20 protein-coding genes are annotated in these 19,766 nt (G+C 69.6%); 12 read left to right on the forward strand and 8 right to left on the reverse strand.

The genetic code is table 11. From position 1 onward, the window contains the following. The first annotated feature begins 16 nt into the window (after positions 1–16). Entirely contained in the window at positions 17–505 is a 489-nt protein-coding gene (locus ACZ56E_RS30685) for a DUF2087 domain-containing protein (RefSeq protein ID WP_471219093.1), read from the forward strand. A gap of 52 nt (positions 506–557) precedes the next feature. On the opposite strand, the gene pgl is transcribed toward ACZ56E_RS30685, so the two are convergent. From pgl to tkt, 5 genes are read right to left on the reverse strand one after another with little or no spacing between them, the layout of a single operon-like run. Next, positions 558–1,337, reverse strand: a complete 780-nt coding sequence (pgl, locus tag ACZ56E_RS30690; protein WP_398307524.1) for a 6-phosphogluconolactonase — start codon at positions 1,335–1,337, stop codon at positions 558–560. Continuing rightward, positions 1,334–2,383 carry a glucose-6-phosphate dehydrogenase assembly protein OpcA gene (gene opcA, locus ACZ56E_RS30695; protein WP_471219096.1) on the reverse strand — a complete coding sequence of 350 codons (1,050 nt, stop codon included), beginning with the start codon at positions 2,381–2,383 and terminating at the stop codon, positions 1,334–1,336. Before opcA ends, pgl begins: the two co-directional genes overlap by 4 nt. Further along, a complete protein-coding gene (gene zwf / locus ACZ56E_RS30700) occupies positions 2,380–3,903 on the reverse strand; it encodes a glucose-6-phosphate dehydrogenase (protein WP_468609592.1) in 1,524 nt (507 codons plus the stop codon). The genes opcA and zwf overlap by 4 nt, the downstream gene beginning before the upstream one ends. A gap of 6 nt (positions 3,904–3,909) precedes the next feature. Next, a complete protein-coding gene (gene tal / locus ACZ56E_RS30705) occupies positions 3,910–5,028 on the reverse strand; it encodes a transaldolase (RefSeq protein ID WP_398307530.1) in 1,119 nt (372 codons plus the stop codon). Between the two features lie 34 nt (positions 5,029–5,062). Further along, positions 5,063–7,150: a transketolase gene (gene tkt / locus ACZ56E_RS30710; protein WP_471219099.1), complete on the reverse strand. Its 2,088-nt coding sequence runs from the start codon at positions 7,148–7,150 to the stop codon at positions 5,063–5,065. Positions 7,151–7,568: 418 nt separating this feature from the next. Between tkt and ACZ56E_RS30715 the strand changes: the two genes are divergently transcribed. The 3 genes from ACZ56E_RS30715 (at position 7,569) to ACZ56E_RS30725 (ending at position 10,167) form a co-directional block, all read left to right on the forward strand. Then, the gene (locus ACZ56E_RS30715) at positions 7,569–8,522 is read left to right on the forward strand and encodes a heme o synthase (protein ID WP_365357022.1); all 954 of its coding nucleotides are present in this window, start codon (positions 7,569–7,571) and stop codon (positions 8,520–8,522) included. Between the two features lie 78 nt (positions 8,523–8,600). Then, entirely contained in the window at positions 8,601–8,948 is a 348-nt protein-coding gene (locus tag ACZ56E_RS30720; protein WP_471219102.1) for a hypothetical protein, read from the forward strand. Between the two features lie 121 nt (positions 8,949–9,069). Continuing rightward, a complete protein-coding gene (locus ACZ56E_RS30725; protein ID WP_471219104.1) occupies positions 9,070–10,167 on the forward strand; it encodes an amidohydrolase family protein in 1,098 nt (365 codons plus the stop codon). Here the strand turns inward: ACZ56E_RS30725 and ACZ56E_RS30730 are convergent. From ACZ56E_RS30730 to ACZ56E_RS30740, 3 genes are all read right to left on the reverse strand, one after another. Continuing rightward, positions 10,147–11,175 (reverse strand): COX15/CtaA family protein, encoded by a 1,029-nt coding sequence (locus ACZ56E_RS30730; protein WP_471219107.1) that lies wholly within the window; start codon positions 11,173–11,175, stop codon positions 10,147–10,149. The two genes, ACZ56E_RS30725 and ACZ56E_RS30730, sit on opposite strands and share 21 nt — an antisense overlap. Positions 11,176–11,254: 79 nt before the next feature. Then, entirely contained in the window at positions 11,255–12,025 is a 771-nt protein-coding gene (locus tag ACZ56E_RS30735; RefSeq protein WP_471219109.1) for an ABC transporter permease, read from the reverse strand. Further along, positions 12,022–12,945 carry an ABC transporter ATP-binding protein gene (locus tag ACZ56E_RS30740; RefSeq protein WP_468609580.1) on the reverse strand — a complete coding sequence of 308 codons (924 nt, stop codon included), beginning with the start codon at positions 12,943–12,945 and terminating at the stop codon, positions 12,022–12,024. The genes ACZ56E_RS30735 and ACZ56E_RS30740 overlap by 4 nt, the downstream gene beginning before the upstream one ends. Before the next feature lie 173 nt (positions 12,946–13,118). On the opposite strand from ACZ56E_RS30740, the gene ACZ56E_RS30745 reads away from it, so the two are divergent. From ACZ56E_RS30745 to ACZ56E_RS30780, 8 genes are all read left to right on the forward strand, one after another. After that, complete coding sequence (locus tag ACZ56E_RS30745) at positions 13,119–13,859, forward strand: helix-turn-helix transcriptional regulator (RefSeq protein WP_471219111.1); 741 nt, start codon at positions 13,119–13,121, stop codon at positions 13,857–13,859. Beyond that, positions 13,856–15,277, forward strand: coding sequence for a Fe-S cluster assembly protein SufB (sufB, locus tag ACZ56E_RS30750; RefSeq protein ID WP_471219113.1), 1,422 nt, complete (start codon positions 13,856–13,858; stop codon positions 15,275–15,277). Before ACZ56E_RS30745 ends, sufB begins: the two co-directional genes overlap by 4 nt. A 62-nt stretch (positions 15,278–15,339) precedes the next feature. Next, positions 15,340–16,521 (forward strand): Fe-S cluster assembly protein SufD, encoded by a 1,182-nt coding sequence (gene sufD, locus ACZ56E_RS30755; RefSeq protein ID WP_471219115.1) that lies wholly within the window; start codon positions 15,340–15,342, stop codon positions 16,519–16,521. After that, the gene (locus ACZ56E_RS30760) at positions 16,518–16,835 is read left to right on the forward strand and encodes a bifunctional 3-phenylpropionate/cinnamic acid dioxygenase ferredoxin subunit (protein ID WP_468609574.1); all 318 of its coding nucleotides are present in this window, start codon (positions 16,518–16,520) and stop codon (positions 16,833–16,835) included. Before sufD ends, ACZ56E_RS30760 begins: the two co-directional genes overlap by 4 nt. A gap of 7 nt (positions 16,836–16,842) precedes the next feature. After that, a complete protein-coding gene (gene sufC, locus ACZ56E_RS30765; RefSeq protein WP_362995453.1) occupies positions 16,843–17,607 on the forward strand; it encodes a Fe-S cluster assembly ATPase SufC in 765 nt (254 codons plus the stop codon). Further along, positions 17,604–18,872, forward strand: a complete 1,269-nt coding sequence (locus ACZ56E_RS30770) for a cysteine desulfurase (protein ID WP_471219119.1) — start codon at positions 17,604–17,606, stop codon at positions 18,870–18,872. The genes sufC and ACZ56E_RS30770 overlap by 4 nt, the downstream gene beginning before the upstream one ends. Before the next feature lie 15 nt (positions 18,873–18,887). Beyond that, positions 18,888–19,361, forward strand: coding sequence for a Fe-S cluster assembly sulfur transfer protein SufU (gene sufU, locus ACZ56E_RS30775; RefSeq protein WP_468609570.1), 474 nt, complete (start codon positions 18,888–18,890; stop codon positions 19,359–19,361). Further along, positions 19,358–19,696, forward strand: coding sequence for a metal-sulfur cluster assembly factor (locus ACZ56E_RS30780; protein WP_030358830.1), 339 nt, complete (start codon positions 19,358–19,360; stop codon positions 19,694–19,696). Before sufU ends, ACZ56E_RS30780 begins: the two co-directional genes overlap by 4 nt. Positions 19,697–19,766: the final 70 nt, after the last annotated feature.

The following is a 19,766-nucleotide window of genomic DNA, read 5'->3' on the forward strand; positions in this document are numbered from 1 at the left end:
GGGAGGGAACCCCGTCATGGACCAGCTGCTCGCCTCGCTCGCCGACCCCGAGAGACTCAGGCTGTACGCACGCGTCGTCCTCGACGACCTGCCGCCGGGCGAGGCCGCCTCCCCCGACGCCCGCAGGCACCTGAGGCGTCTGCTCGCCAGCGGGCTCGTGGAGCGGCTGCCCGACGGGTCGCTGCGGGCCGACGCGGCCGTCTTCCGGCGCTCGCCGCTCCCCTTGGACACCCACCCCGGCGTGCCGCGCCGGCTCACCGGCTTCTTCGCGCACGGCCGCCTCACGGCCATTCCCGTGCGCCCCGTCGTACGCCACGAACTCCTCGTCCATCTCACGGACACCCTGTTCGACGCCGACCGCGTCTACAGCGAGGGCGAGATCAACGACGCGTTCCGCACCGTCCACGACGACACCGCGGCGCTGCGGAGGTACTGCGTCACCGACGGCCTCCTCGTCCGCGACCAGGACGGCAGCAGCTACCGCCGCGTCCCCGCTCACGTCTGAGGGCCCCGCACCACCCGGTGCGGGGCCCTCATTCGCGTACGACCGGAGGCCGCTATGCCACGGCCGGCGGATACAGCTCCGGCGGGAGCTGTGAGGCCGCCGCGGCGTCGAGCAGCCACAGCGTGCGCGAGCGGCCGTAGGCACCGGCCGCCGGGGCCTGCACCTCACCGGCGCCCGACAGGGCGATCGCCGCGGCGTTCGCCTTGTCCTCGCCCGCCGCGAGCAGCCACACCTCGCGGGCCGCCCGGATCGCCGGGAGCGTCAGCGAGATACGGGTCGGCGGGGGCTTCGGCGCGCCGTGCACGCCGACCACCGAGCGCTCCGTCTCCCGCACCGCGGGGAGCTCCGGGAAGAGCGACGCGACATGCGTGTCCGGGCCGACGCCGAGCATCAGGACGTCGAAGGACGGCACGGGGCCGTGGTCCTCGGGGCCCGCGGCGGCGGCCAGCTCGGCGGCGTAGTGCTCCGCCGCCGCGTCGACCTCGTACGGACCGTCCGACGCGGGCATCGGATGCACCCGGGCCGGATTGACCGGCACCGAGTCGAGCAGCGCCTCCTTGGCCTGCGTGTAGTTGCGCTCCGGGTCGCCGTCCGGCAGGAACCGCTCGTCGCCCCACCACAGGTCGAGCCGCGACCAGTCGATCGCGTCCTTCGCCGGGGAGGCGCCCAGCGCCGCCAGGAGGCCGTTGCCGTTGCGGCCGCCGGTGAGGACCACCGACGCGTGGCCGCGGGCGGCCTGCGCGTCGACGATCTTCGTGATGAGGCGGGCCGCCGCGGCCTGCGCCATCAGCTCCTTGTCGCGGTGGACGACGAGCTGCGGGGCCGCGCTCACTTCGCGGCCGCCTTCTTGGCCGCGGCCTTCTTCGCCGGTGCCCTCTTCGGCTCGGGAGAGGCCTCGGAGTCACCGGACTCCCGGGCCTCCTCGGCCGTCTCGGTCACCCGCTCGGTGGGCGTCTGCGCCAGCCGGTCCACGCCGTACTTCAGCGCGGAGGCGTAGGTGTCGTCCGGGTCGAGGCGGCGCAGCTCCTCGGCGATCAGCTCGGCCGTCTCGCGGCGCTTGAGCGCCACCGCGCGGTTGGGCTGGCCCTCGATGTGGAGCGTGGCGAGCGAGCCGTCGGCCCGGTCGAGCACGATGGGGCCGCAGTCGGTCTCCATGCGCACACCGGTGAGCCCGGGGCCGGGCGAGAGCGCCCGCTTCACCGGTACGTCGAGCCGGTCCGCGAGCCACATGGCGAGCAGCTCGCAGCTCGGGTTGAACTCCTCGCCGTCGACCTGCACCGACTTCACCTTGCAGGCGATCTGGTCCAGGGCGGCCGCGAGCATCGAGCGCCAGGGCGTGATGCGCGTCCAGGACAGGTCCGTGTCGCCGGGGTGGTAGGCCGCGGCGCGGGCGGTCAGCTCCTCGATGGGCTGCTCGGCCGCGTACGTGTCCGTGACGCGCCGCTGGGCCAGGGCGCCCAGCGGGTCGTTGGCCGGGTCCAGCGGGGCGTTCACCGGCCACCAGACGACCACGGGGGCGTCGGGCAGCAGCAGCGGCAGCACGACCGACTGGGCGTGGTCGATGACCTCGCCGTACAGCCGCAGGACCACCGTCTCGCCGGTGCCCGCCTCCACGCCGACCCGCACCTCGGCGTCGAGGCGCGAGCTGGTGCGGTCACGGGGCGAGCGCGCGGCCCGCTTGATGACGACGAGGGTGCGCGAGGGGTGCTCGCGGGACGCGTCGTTGGCGGCCTTCAGGGAGTCGTAGGCGTTCTCCTCGTCGGTGACGATGACGAGGGTCAGGACCATGCCGACGGCCGGGGTGCCGATCGCCCTGCGGCCCTGCACGAGCGCCTTGTTGATCTTGCTGGACGTGGTGTCCGTAAGGTCGATCTTCATGGCCGACGCCAGCTCCGTCCGTCTCGTGCGAGCATTTCGTCCGCCTCGGTCGGGCCCCAGGTGCCTGCCGGGTACTGCGCGGGCTTGCCGTGCTTGTCCCAGTACTCCTCGATCGGGTCGAGGATGTTCCAGGACAGCTCGACCTCCTCCGTGCGCGGGAAGAGGTTGGCGTCGCCGAGCAGGACGTCCAGGATCAGGCGCTCGTACGCCTCGGGGCTGGACTCGGTGAAGGACTCGCCGTACGCGAAGTCCATCGACACGTCCCGGATCTCCATGGAGGTGCCGGGCACCTTCGAGCCGAACCGGACCGTGATGCCCTCGTCCGGCTGGACGCGGATGACGATCGCGTTCTGCCCGAGCTCCTCGGTGGCGGTGTGGTCGAAGGGGGAGTGGGGAGCGCGCTGGAAGACCACCGCGATCTCCGTGACCCGTCGGCCGAGCCGCTTGCCGGTGCGCAGGTAGAAGGGGACGCCCGCCCAGCGGCGGTTGTCCACCTCCAGCTTGATCGCCGCGTAGGTGTCGGTCTTCGACTTGGGGTCGATGCCGTCTTCCTGGAGGTAGCCGACGGCCTTCTCGCCGCCCTGCCACCCCGCGGCGTACTGGCCGCGGACCGTGTTCCTGCCGAGGTCCTTCGGCAGCCGGACGGCGCCGAGCACCTTCGCCTTCTCGGCGACCAGCGCGTCCGCCTCGAAGGAGGCGGGCTCCTCCATCGCGGTCAGCGCCATCAGCTGGAGCAGGTGGTTCTGGATGACGTCGCGGGCGGCGCCGATGCCGTCGTAGTAGCCGGCGCGGCCGCCGATGCCGATGTCCTCGGCCATCGTGATCTGGATGTGGTCCACATACGACCGGTTCCAGATCGGCTCGAACATCTGGTTGGCGAAGCGGAGCGCCAGGATGTTCTGGACGGTCTCCTTGCCGAGGTAGTGGTCGATCCGGAACACCTGGTCCGGGGCGAACACCTCGTGCACGATCGCGTTCAGCTCCTGGGCCGACGCGAGGTCGTGGCCGAACGGCTTCTCGATGACCGCGCGGCGCCAGCACCCCTTGGGGGCGTCCGCGAGCTCGTGCTTCTTGAGCTGCTGGACGACCTGCGGGAAGAACTTCGGGGGCACGGAGAGGTAGAAGGCGAAGTTGCCGCCCGTCCCCTGCGCCTTGTCGAGCTCCTGGATGGTGGCCTTGAGCTGCTCGAAGGCGGCGTCGTCGTCGAAGTTGCCCTGGACGAAGCGCATGCCCTGGATGAGCTGCTGCCAGACCTCCTCGCGGAACGGCGTGCGGGAGTGCTCCTTGACCGCGTCGTGGACGACCTGGGCGAAGTCCTCGTCCTCCCAGTCGCGGCGGGCGAAACCAATCAGGGAAAAGCCCGGCGGCAACAGACCTCGGTTGGCGAGGTCGTACACGGCAGGCATCAGCTTTTTACGGGACAAATCGCCCGTGACGCCAAAGATGACCAGGCCCGACGGCCCCGCGATACGCGGGAGCCGTCGGTCTGCGGCGTCACGCAGCGGATTGCTGCTTGACAAAGTGGGTCAGCCCTTCGCGGGAGCGAGGCGCTTGAGCTCGGCCTCAGTCGACTTGAGCAGGTCGGTCCAGGACGCCTCGAACTTCTCGACGCCCTCGTCCTCGAGCAGCTGCACGACCTCGTCGTACGAGATCCCGAGCTTCTCCACGGCGGCGATCTCGGCGCGCGCCTGGTCGTAGGTGCCCGCGATGGTGTTGCCCGTGATCTGGCCGTGGTCGCCGGTGGCTTCCAGGGTCGCCTCGGGCATCGTGTTCACCGTGTTGGGCGCGACGAGCTCGTCGACGTACAGGGTGTCCTTGTACGCCGGGTCCTTGACGCCGGTCGAGGCCCACAGCGGACGCTGCTTGTTGGCCTGCGCCTTGTCGAGCGCGGCCCAGCGGTCGGAGGAGAAGACCTCCTCGTACGCCTCGTAGGCGAGCCGGGCGTTGGCGAGCGCGGCCTTGCCCTTGAGGGACTTGGCCTCGTCCGTGCCGATGCCGTCCAGGCGCTTGTCGATCTCGGTGTCCACGCGGGACACGAAGAAGGACGCCACGGAGTGGATCTTGGAGAGGTCCAGGCCGCGCTCCTTGGCCTTCTCCAGGCCCGCGAGGTACGCGTCCATGACCATGCGGTAGCGCTCCAGCGAGAAGATCAGCGTGACGTTGACGCTGATGCCGAGGCCGATGACCTCGGTGATCGCCGGGATGCCCGCCTGGGTGGCCGGGATCTTGATGAGCGCGTTCGGACGGTCCACCAGCCAGGCGAGCTGCTTGGCCTCGGCCGTGGTGGCCTTGGTGTTGTGCGCCAGGCGCGGGTCGACCTCGATGGACACGCGGCCGTCCTGGCCGCCCGTCGCGTCGAAGACCGGACGCAGGATGTCGGCGGCGTCACGGACGTCCGCCGTCGTGATCATCCGGATGGCTTCCTCGACGGTGACCTCGCGGGCGGCGAGGTCCGAGAGCTGCTGGTCGTAACCGTCGCCCTGCGAGATGGCCTTCTGGAAGATCGAGGGGTTGGTGGTGACGCCCACGACGTGCTGCTGGTCGATCAGTTCGGCGAGGTTGCCGGACGTGATCCGCTTGCGCGACAGGTCGTCCAGCCAGATCGCGACGCCTTCTTCTGAAAGGCGCTTGAGTGCGTCTGTCATGGAATTACATCTCCTACTTGGTCGTATATGGGCGTCAGCGCTGAGCGGCGGCGATCGATTCCCGGGCCGCCTCGGCCACCGCGTCGGCGGTGAAACCGAACTCGCGGAACAGCACCTTGGCGTCCGCCGAGGCACCGAAGTGCTCCAGCGAGACGATGCGGCCCGCGTCGCCCACGAAGCGGTGCCAGGTCAGACCGACGCCCGCCTCGACCGCCACGCGCGCCTTCACCGACGGCGGCAGCACGCTGTCGCGGTACCCCTGGTCCTGCTCCTCGAACCACTCGACCGACGGCATCGAGACGACGCGCGTCGGAACACCCGCGGCCTGCAGCTGCTCGCGCGCCTCGACGGCGAGCTGGACCTCGGAGCCGGTGCCGATGAGCACGACCTCGGGCGAGCCGCCCTCGGCCTCGAAGAGGACATAGCCACCCTTGGCGGCGTCCTCGTTGCGCTCGTACGTCGGCACGCCCTGGCGGGTCAGCGCGAGGCCGTGCGGGGCGCCCTTGCCGAACTCCTTGGTGTAGCGCTTGAGGATCTCGCGCCACGCGATGGCGGTCTCGTTGGCGTCGGCCGGGCGCACGACGTTCAGGCCCGGGATGGCGCGCAGCGAGGCCAGGTGCTCGACCGGCTGGTGGGTCGGGCCGTCCTCGCCGAGGCCGATCGAGTCATGCGTCCACACGTACGTCACCGGCAGGTGCATCAGCGCGGACAGGCGGACGGCGTTGCGCATGTAGTCGGAGAACACCAGGAAGGTGCCGCCGTAGATGCGGGTGTTGCCGTGCAGCGCGATGCCGTTCATCTCTGCGGCCATGGAGTGCTCGCGGATGCCGTAGTGGATCGTGCGGCCGTACGGGTCGGCGCCCGGCAGCGGGTTGCCCGTGGGCAGGAACGACGACGTCTTGTCGATCGTCGTGTTGTTCGAGCCCGCGAGGTCGGCGGAGCCGCCCCACAGCTCGGGAATGACCGCGCCGAGCGCCTGGAGGACCTTGCCGGACGCGGCGCGGGTGGCGACGCCCTTGCCGGTCTCGAACTCCGGGAGCTTCTCCTCCCAGCCCTCGGGCAGCTCGCCCTTGGCGACGCGGTCGAACTCGGCGGCGCGCTCGGAGTTGGCGGTGCGCCAGGCGGCGAAGCCCTTCTCCCACTCGGCCTTGGCCTCGCGGCCGCGGTCGAGCGCCTTGCGGGTGTGCGCGAGGACCTCGTCGGAGACCTCGAAGGTCCGCTCGGGGTCGAAGCCGAGGACGCGCTTGGTGGCGGCCACTTCCTCGTCGCCGAGCGCCGAGCCGTGCGCGGCCTCGGTGTTCTGCGCGTTCGGGGCGGGCCAGGCGATGATCGAGCGCATCGCGATGAAGGAGGGGCGCTCGGTCTCGGCCTTGGCGGCCTGGATCGCGGCGTAGAGGGCGGCGGGGTCGAGGTCGCCGTTCTCCTTGGGCGCCACGCGCTGGACGTGCCAGCCGTACGCCTCGTACCGCTTGAGGGTGTCCTCGGAGACCGCGGTCTCCGTGTCGCCCTCGATCGAGATGTGGTTGTCGTCCCACAGCAGGATCAGGTTGCCGAGCTTCTGGTGCCCGGCCAGCGACGAGGCCTCGCCGGAGATGCCCTCCTGGAGGCAGCCGTCACCGGCGATCGCGTAGATGTAGTGGTCGAACGGGGACGAGCCGTCGGCCGTCTCCGGGTCGAAAAGGCCGCGCTCGTAGCGGGCGGCCATCGCCATGCCCACGGCGTTGGCGACGCCCTGGCCCAGCGGGCCCGTGGTCGTCTCCACGCCGACCGTGTGGCCGTACTCCGGGTGGCCCGGGGTCTTCGAGCCCCAGGTGCGGAAGGCCTTCAGGTCGTCCAGCTCCAGGCCGAAGCCGGCCAGGTAGAGCTGGATGTAGAGGGTCAGGGACGAGTGGCCCGCAGAGAGGACGAACCGGTCGCGGCCGGTCCAGTCGGCGTCCGCCGGGTCGTGGCGCATCACCTTCTGGAAGAGGGTGTACGCGGCGGGCGCGAGGCTCATGGCCGTACCGGGATGGCCGTTGCCGACCTTCTGTACGGAATCCATGGCCAGGACGCGGGCGGTGTCAACAGCCCGCTGGTCCAGTTCGGTCCACTCGAGGTCTGTGGTGGTCGGCTTGGTGCTCACCCTGAGTCAGGGCTCCTCTCCACATGTCGAATGCCGGCGGCGTTGATCCCACCGGCCGATGTCGAGCCTACCGCTGCTAGAACGCTCATTTTTTCGAGTCATTCCAGACTGCAGTGACATGCGAGGATCCGCCTGTCGAAAGGAAAGCGGAGACATTCCGCAAGTGAATATGGGCTCGCTCATATGTCCGCTCAAAAGGCCACCGGTATCGCCCATTTGTCCGCTCAATGAACGGCCGGTTCCGCTCATGTGACGACACGGCCCGCCGCGGACGCCGTTCGACCGGCCGCCCAACACGACCCGACCCCCGCGAAGAGCGGGGTATGGGCAACGTCTACAGTGGCGTGGTACGCGCGGGCTTTACCGGATCTTCATGTCTGAAGGTGCTGGTCGGCCTGCTGGGATGTCTCTGTCAGGGGTGTGCGTGACGGCCGTTGAATCCCGTCCAGCGGGGGTTTCCGGGACGGACCTTAGCCCGAGCCATCGGCCGTTCGGGGCTCGTGTCAAGGCGTTCGTGGCGCTGACCAAGCCGCGGATCATCGAGCTGCTGCTCATCACCACCGTTCCGGTGATGTTCCTCGCCGAACAAGGAGTGCCCGACCTCTGGCTGGTCTTCGTGACCTGCCTCGGCGGCTATCTCTCCGCGGGGGGCGCCAACGCGCTCAACATGTACATCGACCGCGACATCGACGCCCTCATGGACCGCACGTCGCAGCGGCCCCTGGTGACCGGCATGGTCAGCCCGCGCGAGTGCCTCGTCTTCGGCATCACCCTCGCGATCGTCTCGACCCTGCTGTTCGGCTTCGCCGTCAACTGGCTCTCCGCCTGGCTCTCGCTCGGCGCCCTGCTCTTCTACGTGGTCGTCTACACGATGATCCTGAAGCGCCGCACCTCGCAGAACATCGTCTGGGGCGGCATCGCGGGCTGTCTGCCGGTCCTCATCGGCTGGTCCTCGGTCACCAACTCCATGTCGTGGGCGCCGGTCGTCCTCTTCCTCGTGATGTTCTTCTGGACGCCGCCGCACTACTGGCCGCTGTCCATGAAGGTCAAGGAGGACTACGCGCGCGTGGGCGTGCCGATGCTGCCGGTCATCGCCTCCAACAAGGTGGTCGCCCGCCAGATCGTCCTCTACTCCTGGGTGATGGTCGCCGTCTCGCTGCTGCTCCAGCCGCTCGGCTACACCGGCTGGTTCTACACCGCGGTCGCGCTGGTCACCGGCGGCTTCTGGCTGTGGGAGGCGCACGGGCTGCAGAGCCGCGCCAAGGCAGAGGTCACGGGCGGCAAGCTCAAGGAGATGCGGCTCTTCCACTGGTCGATCACCTACGTCTCGCTGCTCTTCGTCGCGGTGGCGGTGGACCCCTTCCTCCGGTAGGGCTGCCGCCCGCCGCGTGGCCGATGCCACGTCGCCCGCCTGTCGCCAGGTGATCTACCCGTCGGTAGCATCCTGCTCATGGCAGACACGCAGCAGGTGGACGACAGCAAGCAGGCCGCTCGCGCCGAGCGCAGGGCCGCCAAACTCGCCAAGGAGATCGGCACCTTCGCGCAGGCGCACGGCGGCGCCGAGGGGCAGATCGCGTACATCGGCCACGAGGGCACCCGGATCGTCCTCGTCGGCGGGGACGGCAACTGGGGCGACCTGGTGGCGCCCACCTACGCCGTCGCGCAGAGGGCCGTGGAGAAGGCCGGAATCACCGTCCACGAGGAGTTCGACGGTGAATTCGCCGCCAAGGTGAAGACCGGTCCCTACGAATGGACACGAATGGCCGGTATCCAGCTCGGCGGCCCGAAGAACGACTGAGCCCGAAGGAAGAACGGCTGAGCCCGAAGAACGGCTGAGCGACAGACCGGCCGAAAGCAACACCTGACACCCGGGTCACCCGTTAGGACCGTAGGAGCACGGTCCACCCTCGGGAGCCCGGATGATCGAAACGCCGTCCCTGGTGGACCAGTACTGCCATGGCGTCCTCCGTACGGAGCTGGGTCTCGGCACCTTCGAGGCCCACCTCGGCCGGGGCGAGGGGCCGCCCGCCCCCGGCACCACCTTCTTCGACACCCAGACCGGCTTCGCGGTGCGCCGCTGGTGTCCGCCGCTGCTCGGCCTGGAGCCGCACTGCCCGCCGGCCCGCTATCTCGCCCGCCGCCGCGAACTGGGCGTACTGGAAACGGGCCGGCGCCTGCTCCGGGGCAGCGGCATCACCACCTACCTCGTCGACACGGGGCTGCCCGGGGATCTGACGGGGCCCGGCGAGATGGCCTCCACCGGCGACGCGGCGGCCCACGAGATCGTCCGCCTGGAGTTACTGGCCGAGCAGGTCGCCGACACCTCGGGCACCCCCGACTCGTTCCTCGCCAACCTCGCCGAGTCCGTGCACGCCGCCGCCGTCGGAGCGGTCGCCTTCACCTCGGTCGCGGGCGTACGGCATCCGCTGGCGCTCGCCGCGGAGCCGCCGGGGCCCGGCGAGGTGCGGGGCGCGGTGGGGCGCTGGCTGGCGGGGCGGCAGGTGGGCGGGGCGCTCACCGATCCCGTGCTGCTGCGGCACCTGCTGTGGATCGCGGTGGCCTCCGGGCGGCCGCTGCAGCTGCACGCGGGCGCCGGGGACCCGCAGACGTACGTCGGGGAGTTCGCGCGCGCCACCGCGGGCCTCGGCACCGACCTGGTGCTGCTGCACGGCTATCCGTACCACCGCAGCGCCGCGCATCTCGCGGCCGTCTTCCCGCACGTGTACGCCGACCTCGGCCCCGCGCTCGTACGGACCGGGGCGCGTGCGGCGGCCGTGCTCGCCGAGATCCTGGAGCTCGCGCCCTTCGGGAAGCTGCTGTTCTCCAGCGGCGCGCACGGGCTGCCCGAGCTGCACGTCGTCGGGGCACACCTGTTCAGGGAGGCCCTCGGACGGGTGCTCGGCACCTGGGTCGCCGAGGGCGCCTGGTCGCTCACCGACGCGCAGCGCGTGGCCGGGCTGATCGCCGCGGGCAACGCCCGGCGGGTGTACGGACTCTCAGACGGCCGAGAGCCGTGAGTCGTCCGCCTGTGCCGGCACGTCGGCCGTCGTGAGCGGCCGCTCCCGCAGCGAGAGCAGCACCCGCACCACGGCGATCCACACCAGGCACGAGCCGAGCATGTGCAGGCCGACGAGGAGCTCCGGCAGGTCCGTGAAGTACTGGACGTATCCGATCGCGCCCTGCGCGAGGAGGATCAGGAACAGCTGGCGGGTGCGGGCCAGCGGTCCGGCCGGCGCGTCGACCGCCTTCAGGACGAACCACAGGGCGAACGTCAGCGTGACCACGATCCAGGCGAGGACCGCGTGCAGCTTGCTGACGGCCTCCCAGTCGAAGCCCATCCGCGGGACGTCGCTGGAGTCGCCCGCGTGCGGCCCGGAGCCCGTCACGACCGTGCCCACCGCGATCAGCACCGCGGAGGCCGCGACCAGGGACCACACCAGCTGCACCACGGCCTTGCCGACCAGCGGACGCGGCTCGCCGTCGCCCTCGCGGGTCCGCTGCCACATCGTGATGGCGACCGCGATCAGGGCGGAGGAGAGCAGGAAGTGCGCCGCGACCGTCCACGGGTTCAGACCGACCAGGACCACGATGCCGCCGAGCACGGCGTTGCCCATGACCAGCCAGAACTGGGTCCAGCCGAGCAGGGTGAGGCTGCGCCGCATGGGCTTCTGGGAGCGGGCCGCGATGATCGCCCAGCCGACGGCCGCGCACAGCACGTACGTCAGCATGCGGTTGCCGAACTCGATGACTCCGTGGAAGCCCATCTCATGGGTCGCGGTCAGCGAGTCGTCCGTGCACTTGGGCCAGGTCGGGCAGCCGAGCCCCGAGCCGGTCAGCCGGACGGCGCCGCCCGTCACCACGATGACCACCGTCATGACGAGGGAGATCAGGGCCGCCTGCTGGACGGTCCGCTGGGTGGGGGTCCAGCGCTCGGCGATGAAGGCGAGCGGGTTCCGCACGGCTTGAGCGATGTCGGCTCGGGTCACGTTTGGCACGCGCACCATCGTAGGGGGCCGCTTGTGCATGTCTTCACGAGGGGGACGTATGCGGGAAATCTGTGACGCCGGTTACGCCCCTGGCCGCTCTTCACGCCCCTGCCGCCCGCTACTCCCAGCGGAAGAACTTCGCCGCCGCGCCGAGCCCGAGCACCGCCCACACCGCGAGGATCCCGAGGTCCGCCCACGGCATGCCCGCGCCGTGCTGCAGGACGTCGCGGAGCCCGTCCGAGAGCGCCGAGATGGGCAGCAGGCCGAGCACCGTCTGGGCCGCGGCGGGGAACTTGTCGAGCGGGACGATCACACCGCCGCCCAGGAGCAGGAGCAGGAAGACGAGGTTCGCGGCGGCGAGTGTCGCCTCGGCCTTGAGCGTGCCCGCCATCAGCAGGCCGAGCCCGGAGAAGGCGGCCGTGCCGAGCACCAGGAGGAGCAGGACGGAGACGGGGTTGCCGTGCGGCGACCAGCCGAGCGCGAAGGCGATGACCGTGAGCAGCACGATCTGCAGCACCTCCGTGACCAGCACGGAGAGCGTCTTGGCCGCCATCAGGCCCCAGCGGGGGAGCGGCGAGGCGCCGAGCCGCTTGAGCACGCCGTAGCGCCGCTCGAAGCCGGTCGCGATGGCCTGGCCGGTGAAGGCCGTCGACATCACGGCGAGCGCGAGGATGCCGGGCGCGAGGAAGTCCACGGCCTCGCCGTCGCCGGTGTCGACGATGTCGACCGCGCTGAAGAGGACGAGCAGGAGGGTCGGGATGACGACGGTGAGGAGCAGCTGCTCGCCGTTGCGCAGCAGCATCTTCGTCTCCAGGGCCGCCTGCGCCGCGATCATGCGGGGGAGGGGGGCGGCGCCGGGCTTGGGCGTGTACGTTCCGGCGGCGCTCATCCGCGCAGCTCCTTACCGGTCAGCTCCAGGAAGACGTCTTCCAGAGTGTGGCGTTCGACGGAGATCTTGTCCGGCATGACGCCGTGCTGGGCGCACCAGGAGGTGACGGTGGCGAGCAGCTGGGGGTCGACCGTGCCGCTGACGCGGTAGGAGCCGGGGGTGAGTTCGGCGGCGGCGGAGTCCGGCGGGAGCGCCTTGAGCAGCGAGGCGACGTCGAGGCCGGGGCGGCCGGTGAAGCGCAGGGTGTTCTCGGCGCCGCCGCGGCACAGCTCGTCGGGGCTGCCCTGGGCGATGACCTTGCCCGCGTCGACGATCGCGACGTCGTCGGAGAGCTCCTCGGCCTCGTCCATGTGGTGCGTGGTGAGGATGACGGAGACGCCGTCGCGGCGCAGGTCGCGGACGAGTTCCCAGGTCGCCCGGCGCGCCTGCGGGTCCAGGCCGGCGGTGGGCTCGTCGAGGAAGACGAGCTCCGGCCTGCCGACCACGGCCATGGCGAGCGCGAGGCGCTGCTGCTGGCCGCCGGAGAGGCGCCGGTAGGTGGTGCGGCCGCAGCTGCCGAGGCCGAGGCGTTCGATGAGCGCGTTCACATCCAGCGGGTGCGCGTGCAACTTCGCCACGTGGCGGAGCATCTCGTCGGCGCGGGCGCCGGAGTAGACGCCGCCGGACTGGAGCATCACGCCTGTCCGGGGCCGCAGCGCGTCGGCCTGGCGGACCGGGTCGAGGCCGAGGACGCGGACGGTGCCGGAATCCGGCTTCCGATAGCCCTCGCAGGTCTCGATCGTGGTGGTCTTGCCCGCGCCGTTGGGGCCGAGGACGGCGGTGATGCCCGCCCCGGCGGTGAGGTCGAGACCGTCGACCGCGGTCTTGGTTCCGTACCGCTTGACCAGACGCTCGATCTGGAGGACGGGCTCGTTTCGCATGGTGAGCCAGTCTAGGGACGGACCAGAGGGGCCGGGCGGCCGGGGCGCGGTCGGCAGGGGTGCCGATGATCGTTTCCGCAGGTCAGCTTAGGTTTACCTAAGTGATGCAGCGCACCGCGCGGTGATCACGACGTGGGTTGTCAGGCTCTGAGGAATTACGCAACAATGGCGTTGTGAAAAACGTTGGCGAGGCTCCGCAGGAGGAACTCGCGACCGGAGAGCGGTCCACCCGCAACCGGGTCGCGCGCTCCATCCTGGACCACGGCCCGTCCACCGTCACCGATCTCGCGAAGCGCCTCGGCCTCACCCAGGCAGCCGTCCGCAGGCACCTGGACGCCCTCGCGCACGAGAACGTCGTGGAGCCCCGTGAGCAGCGGGTCTACGGCGCACGGACCCGCGGCCGGCCCGCCAAGGTGTTCGCCCTGACCGACTGCGGACGCGACGCCTTCGACCAGTCGTACGACAAGCTGGCCGCCGACGCGCTCCGGTGGATCACCGAGCGCCACGGCGAGGGCGCCGTCGTCGACTTCGCCCGGGCGCGGATCGCCGCCCAGGCCGAGACGTACAAGAAGGCGATGGACGCCGCGCCGCCCGAACAGCGCACCGAGGCTCTCGCGAAGGCGTTGACCGCCGACGGGTACGCTGCTACGGCGCGCAGCGCACCGGTCGGCGAGCAGCTCTGCCAGCACCACTGCCCGGTCGCCCACGTCGCCGAACAGTTTCCGCAGCTGTGCGAGGCGGAGACGGAAATGTTCTCCACGCTGCTCGGCACGCATGTGCAGCGCCTCGCCACCATCGCCCACGGAGACGGCGTCTGCACGACGTTCATCCCGCGCAGCGGCAGCGGCGGCAGTACCACCACACAGACCACCACACCAGCATCAGCACGCACGGCCGGGAGGAACCCCGCATGACGCTCCCCACGGAGACTGCCCACCCCGAACTCGAGGGTCTGGGCAACTACGAATACGGCTGGGCCGACTCCGACGTCGCCGGTGCCTCTGCCAAGCGCGGCATCAACGAGGACGTCGTCCGCGACATCTCCGCGAAGAAGAACGAGCCGGAGTGGATGACCAAGCTCCGCCTCAAGGGCCTGCGCCTCTTCGACAAGAAGCCCATGCCGAGCTGGGGCTCGGACCTCTCCGGCATCGACTTCGACAACATCAAGTACTTCGTGCGCTCCACGGAGAAGCAGGCGGAGTCCTGGGAGGATCTGCCCGAGGACATCAAGAACACGTACGACAAGCTCGGCATCCCCGAGGCGGAGAAGCAGCGCCTCGTCTCCGGTGTCGCGGCCCAGTACGAGTCCGAGGTCGTCTACCACCAGATCCGTGAGGACCTGGAGGAGCAGGGCGTCATCTTCCTGGACACCGACACGGCGCTGAAGGAGCACCCGGAGCTCTTCAAGGAGTACTTCGGAACGGTCATCCCCGTCGGTGACAACAAGTTCGCGTCGCTGAACACCGCAGTGTGGTCCGGTGGCTCGTTCATCTACGTCCCCAAGGGCGTGCACGTCGACATCCCGCTCCAGGCCTACTTCCGCATCAACACGGAGAACATGGGCCAGTTCGAGCGGACCCTGATCATCGTGGACGAGGACGCCTACGTCCACTACGTCGAGGGCTGCACCGCGCCGATCTACAAGTCGGACTCGCTGCACTCCGCCGTCGTCGAGATCATCGTGAAGAAGGGCGGCCGCTGCCGCTACACGACGATCCAGAACTGGTCGAACAACGTCTACAACCTGGTCACCAAGCGCGCCGTGGCGTACGAGGGCGCGACCATGGAGTGGATCGACGGCAACATCGGTTCCAAGGTCACGATGAAGTACCCCGCCGTCTACCTCATGGGCGAGCACGCCAAGGGCGAGACGCTGTCCATCGCCTTCGCGGGCGAGGGCCAGCACCAGGACGCCGGCTCCAAGATGGTCCACATGGCGCCGAACACCTCGTCGAACATCGTCTCCAAGTCGGTGGCCCGCGGCGGCGGTCGTACGTCGTACCGCGGCCTCGTCGAGATCGGCGAGGGCGCCGCAGGATCGAAGTCGAACGTGCTGTGCGACGCGCTGCTCGTCGACACGATCTCCCGCTCCGACACCTACCCGTACGTCGACGTCCGCGAGGACGACGTGTCGATGGGACACGAGGCGACGGTCTCCAAGGTCTCCGACGACCAGCTCTTCTACCTGATGAGCCGCGGCATGACGGAGTTCGAGGCCATGGCGATGATCGTGCGCGGCTTCGTCGAGCCGATCGCCAAGGAGCTGCCCATGGAGTACGCCCTGGAGCTGAACCGGCTGATCGAGCTGCAGATGGAGGGTTCGGTCGGTTAGGACCGGACACCGTCCCCGCAGCGACTGACTTCTTTACGCAGAGAGAGAGCACGACGACAGCCATGGCTGAGGCTCAGAACATCCCGGTGGGCTCCACCACCGCCGGATCGATCGCGGTGGCCGCCGAGTCCACCGTCGCCACCCGTATGAGCGCGCCCCCGTCCTTCGACGTGGCGGACTTCCCGGTCCCCCACGGCCGCGAGGAGGAGTGGCGGTTCACCCCGCTGGAGCGCCTTCGCGGACTGCACGACGGTACGGCGGCGGCCAGCGGCGGCATCCGCGTCGAGGTGAGCGCCCCCGAGGGCGTCACCCAGGAGACCGTCGGCCGGGACGACGCGCGCGTCGGCAAGGCGGGCAAGCCCGTCGACCGCGTCGCCGCCCAGGCGTACTCGTCCTTCGAGAAGGCCTCGGTCGTCACCGTCCCCAAGGAGACGGTCCTCACCGAGCCGATCCGGATCGCCGTGCACGGCGAGGGCGGCACCGCCTTCGCGCACCAGGTGATCGAGCTGGGCGCGTTCGCCGAGGCCCTCGTCGTCATCGACCACACCGGTGACGCCGTCCTCGCCGCCAACGTCGACTTCGTCGTCGGCGACGGCGCCAAGCTCACCGTCGTCTCCGTCCAGGACTGGGACGACAAGGCGGTGCACGTCGCCCAGCACAACGCGCTGGTCGGCCGCGACGCCTCCTTCAAGTCCGTCGTCGTCACCTTCGGCGGCGACCTGGTCCGCCTGCACCCGCGTGTCACCTACGCGGGTCCCGGCGGCGAGGCCGAGCTCTTCGGCCTGTACGTCACCGACGCGGGCCAGCACCAGGAGCACCGCCTCCTGGTCGACCACAACACCCCGCACTGCAAGTCGAACGTCGTCTACAAGGGCGCGCTCCAGGGCGACGACGCGCACGCCGTGTGGATCGGCGACGTCCTCATCGAGGCCGCCGCCGAGGGCACCGACACGTACGAGATGAACCGCAACCTCGTGCTGACCGACGGCGCCCGGGTCGACTCCGTGCCGAACCTCGAGATCGAGACCGGCGAGATCGTCGGCGCGGGCCACGCCTCGGCGACCGGCCGCTTCGACGACGAGCAGCTCTTCTACCTCCAGTCGCGCGGCATCCCGGAGGACGAGGCGCGCCGCCTGGTCGTCCGCGGCTTCTTCGCCGAGCTCGTCCAGCAGATCGGTCTGCCGGACGTCGAGGAGCGCCTCATCGCGAAGATCGAAGAGGAGCTGGAGGCGACGGTCGCATGACGTTCGTACGCGCCTGCGGACTGAGCGAGCTGGAGAAGGACACCCCGAAGCGGGTGGAGCTCGACGGCACGCCGGTCTCGGTCGTCCACACCGAGGGCGAGGTGTACGCGATTCACGACATCTGCTCGCACGCGAACGTCTCCCTCTCCGAGGGAGAGGTGGAGGACTGCCAGATCGAGTGCTGGCTGCACGGCTCCAGCTTCGACCTCCGTACCGGCAAGCCGTCCGGCCTTCCCGCGACGCGCCCCGTCCCCGTATACCCCGTAAAGATCGAAGGGGATGACGTGCTCGTCTCCCTTTCCCAGGAGTCCTGAGGCACCCATGGCAACGCTTGAAATCAAGGACCTGCACGTCACCGTCGAGGCCGACAACTCCACCAAGGAGATCCTCAAGGGCGTCGATCTGACCGTGAAGCAGGGCGAGACCCACGCCATCATGGGCCCGAACGGCTCCGGCAAGTCGACGCTCGCCTACTCGGTCGCGGGTCACCCCAAGTACACGATCACCCAGGGCAGCGTGACCCTCGACGGCGAGGACGTCCTCGAGATGTCCGTCGACGAGCGCGCCCGCGCCGGCATGTTCCTCGCCATGCAGTACCCGGTCGAGGTCCCCGGCGTCTCGGTGTCCAACTTCCTGCGTACGTCGGCGACGGCGATCCGCGGCGAGGCCCCCAAGCTGCGCACCTGGGTGAAGGAGGTCAAGTCCGCGATGGAGCAGCTCCAGATGGACCCGGCCTTCGCCGAGCGCAACGTGAACGAGGGCTTCTCCGGCGGTGAGAAGAAGCGCCACGAGATCCTCCAGATGGAGCTTCTGAAGCCGAAGATCGCGATCCTCGACGAGACGGACTCCGGTCTGGACGTCGACGCGCTGCGCCAGGTCTCGGACGGCGTGAACCGCGTCCGCGAGACCGGCGAGGTCGGCACGCTCCTGATCACGCACTACACGCGCATCCTGCGCTACATCAAGCCCGACTTCGTGCACGTCTTCGCGAACGGCCGCATCGCCGAGTCCGGCGGCGCCGAGCTCGCCGACAAGCTCGAGGCCGAGGGCTACGAGGCATACACGAAGGGTGGCGCATCCGCGTGACAGTGGCCCACCAGGGGCTTTCCGGCCTCCTCGACACCGAGGCGATCCGCAAGGACTTCCCGATCCTGGATCGCACGATCCACGACGGCAAGAAGCTCGTGTACCTGGACAACGCGGCGACCTCGCAGACGCCGCGCCAGGTCCTCGATGTACTGAACGAGTACTACGAGCAGCACAACGCCAACGTTCACCGCGGCGTGCACGTCCTCGCCGAGGAGGCCACGGCGCTCTACGAAGGCGCCCGTGACAAGGTCGCGGAGTTCATCAACGCGCCCAGCCGCAACGAGGTGATCTTCACCAAGAACGCCTCGGAGTCGCTGAACCTCGTGGCTAACATGCTGGGCTGGGCCGACGAGCCCTACCGCGTGGACCACGAGACCGAGATCGTCATCACGGAGATGGAGCACCACTCCAACATCGTGCCGTGGCAGCTGCTCTCGCAGCGCACCGGCGCGAAGCTGAAGTGGTTCGGTCTCACGGACGACGGCCGGCTCGACCTCTCCAACATGGACGAGATCATCACGGAGAAGACGAAGATCGTCTCCTTCGTGCTGGTTTCGAACATCCTGGGCACGCACAACCCGGTCGAGGCGATCGTGCGCCGCGCCCAGGAGGTCGGCGCGCTCGTCCTCATCGACGCCTCGCAGGCCGCCCCGCACATGCCGCTGGACGTGCAGGCGCTGCAGGCCGACTTCGTGGCCTTCACGGGTCACAAGATGTGCGGTCCGACCGGCATCGGCGTCCTGTGGGGAAGGCAGGAGCTCCTCGAGGACCTCCCGCCGTTCCTCGGCGGCGGCGAGATGATCGAGACCGTGTCGATGAACTCGTCGACGTACGCTCCCGCGCCGCACAAGTTCGAGGCGGGCACGCCCCCGGTCTCCCAGGCCGTCGGCCTGGGCGCGGCTGTGGACTACCTCTCGGCCATCGGCATGGACAAGATCGCCGCGCACGAGCACGCGATCACGGAGTACGCGGTCAAGCGCCTCCTGGACGTCCCGGACCTCCGCATCATCGGTCCGACGACGGCCGAGGAGCGCGGCGCCGCGATCTCCTTCACGCTCGGTGACATCCACCCGCACGACGTGGGCCAGGTGCTCGACGAGCAGGGCATCGCGGTCCGCGTGGGTCACCACTGCGCACGCCCCGTCTGCCTTCGCTACGGAATTCCTGCGACCACGCGAGCGTCGTTCTATCTGTACTCCACGCCCGGCGAGATCGACGCCCTCGTCGACGGCCTGGAGCACGTACGGAACTTCTTCGGCTGAGGGGCTGACCGGGACGTGAAGCTGGATTCGATGTACCAGGAAGTCATCCTGGACCACTACAAGCACCCGCACGGGCGTGGTCTGCGTGATGGCGACGCCGAGGTGCACCACGTCAACCCGACGTGCGGCGACGAGATCACGCTGCGCGTGAAGTACGACGGGTCGACGATCGCCGACGTGTCGTACGAGGGCCAGGGCTGCTCCATCAGCCAGGCCAGCGCGTCCGTCCTGAACGACCTGCTGGTCGGCAAGGAACTCGCCGAGGCGCAGAAGATCCAGGAGGTGTTCCTGGAGCTGATGCAGTCCAAGGGGAAGCTGGAGCCCGACGACGCGATGGAGGAGGTCCTGGAGGACGCGGTCGCGTTCGCCGGTGTCTCCAAGTACCCCGCGCGCGTCAAGTGTGCTCTGCTGAGCTGGATGGCGTGGAAGGACGCGACGGCCCAGGCACTGGGCGAGAACGACGGGGCCGCTGAAAGGAAGACGGCATGAGCGAGAACGAGACACTCACGACGAAGCCCGCTTCGGAGGAAGAGGTCCGCGAGGCGCTGTACGACGTCGTCGACCCCGAGCTGGGCATCGACGTCGTCAACCTCGGCCTGATCTACGGCGTGCACATCGACGACGCCAACATCGCCACGATCGACATGACGCTGACGTCGGCGGCCTGCCCGCTGACGGACGTCATCGAGGACCAGGCGAAGTCCGCCACGGAAGGCATCGTCAACGAGCTCCGGATCAACTGGGTCTGGATGCCGCCGTGGGGCCCGGACAAGATCACGGACGATGGGCGCGAGCAGTTGCGGGCGTTGGGGTTCAACGTCTGAGGTTCGACGTCTGCACCGAGTCTGTCGCGAAGTCCCCCGGAGGATGCCTCCGGGGGACTTCGTGTTTGCG

Source organism: Streptomyces sp. NPDC039480 (assembly GCF_055597165.1).

Excerpts from the sequence above, each read along its gene's own strand:
- ACZ56E_RS30685 (WP_471219093.1), top strand. The coding sequence starts at position 17 with ATGGACCAGCTGCTCGCCTCGCTCGCCGACCCCGAGAGACTCAGGCTG.
- ACZ56E_RS30730 (WP_471219107.1), bottom strand. The coding sequence starts at position 11,175 with ATGCACAAGCGGCCCCCTACGATGGTGCGCGTGCCAAACGTGACCCGA.
- ACZ56E_RS30720 (WP_471219102.1), top strand. The coding sequence starts at position 8,601 with ATGGCAGACACGCAGCAGGTGGACGACAGCAAGCAGGCCGCTCGCGCC.
- sufB (WP_471219113.1), top strand. The coding sequence starts at position 13,856 with ATGACGCTCCCCACGGAGACTGCCCACCCCGAACTCGAGGGTCTGGGC.
- ACZ56E_RS30780 (WP_030358830.1), top strand. The coding sequence starts at position 19,358 with ATGAGCGAGAACGAGACACTCACGACGAAGCCCGCTTCGGAGGAAGAG.
- tal (WP_398307530.1), bottom strand. The coding sequence starts at position 5,028 with ATGACAGACGCACTCAAGCGCCTTTCAGAAGAAGGCGTCGCGATCTGG.
- opcA (WP_471219096.1), bottom strand. The coding sequence starts at position 2,383 with ATGAAGATCGACCTTACGGACACCACGTCCAGCAAGATCAACAAGGCG.
- ACZ56E_RS30735 (WP_471219109.1), bottom strand. The coding sequence starts at position 12,025 with ATGAGCGCCGCCGGAACGTACACGCCCAAGCCCGGCGCCGCCCCCCTC.
- sufC (WP_362995453.1), top strand. The coding sequence starts at position 16,843 with ATGGCAACGCTTGAAATCAAGGACCTGCACGTCACCGTCGAGGCCGAC.
- ACZ56E_RS30740 (WP_468609580.1), bottom strand. The coding sequence starts at position 12,945 with ATGCGAAACGAGCCCGTCCTCCAGATCGAGCGTCTGGTCAAGCGGTAC.
- ACZ56E_RS30725 (WP_471219104.1), top strand. The coding sequence starts at position 9,070 with ATGATCGAAACGCCGTCCCTGGTGGACCAGTACTGCCATGGCGTCCTC.
- sufD (WP_471219115.1), top strand. The coding sequence starts at position 15,340 with ATGGCTGAGGCTCAGAACATCCCGGTGGGCTCCACCACCGCCGGATCG.
- ACZ56E_RS30760 (WP_468609574.1), top strand. The coding sequence starts at position 16,518 with ATGACGTTCGTACGCGCCTGCGGACTGAGCGAGCTGGAGAAGGACACC.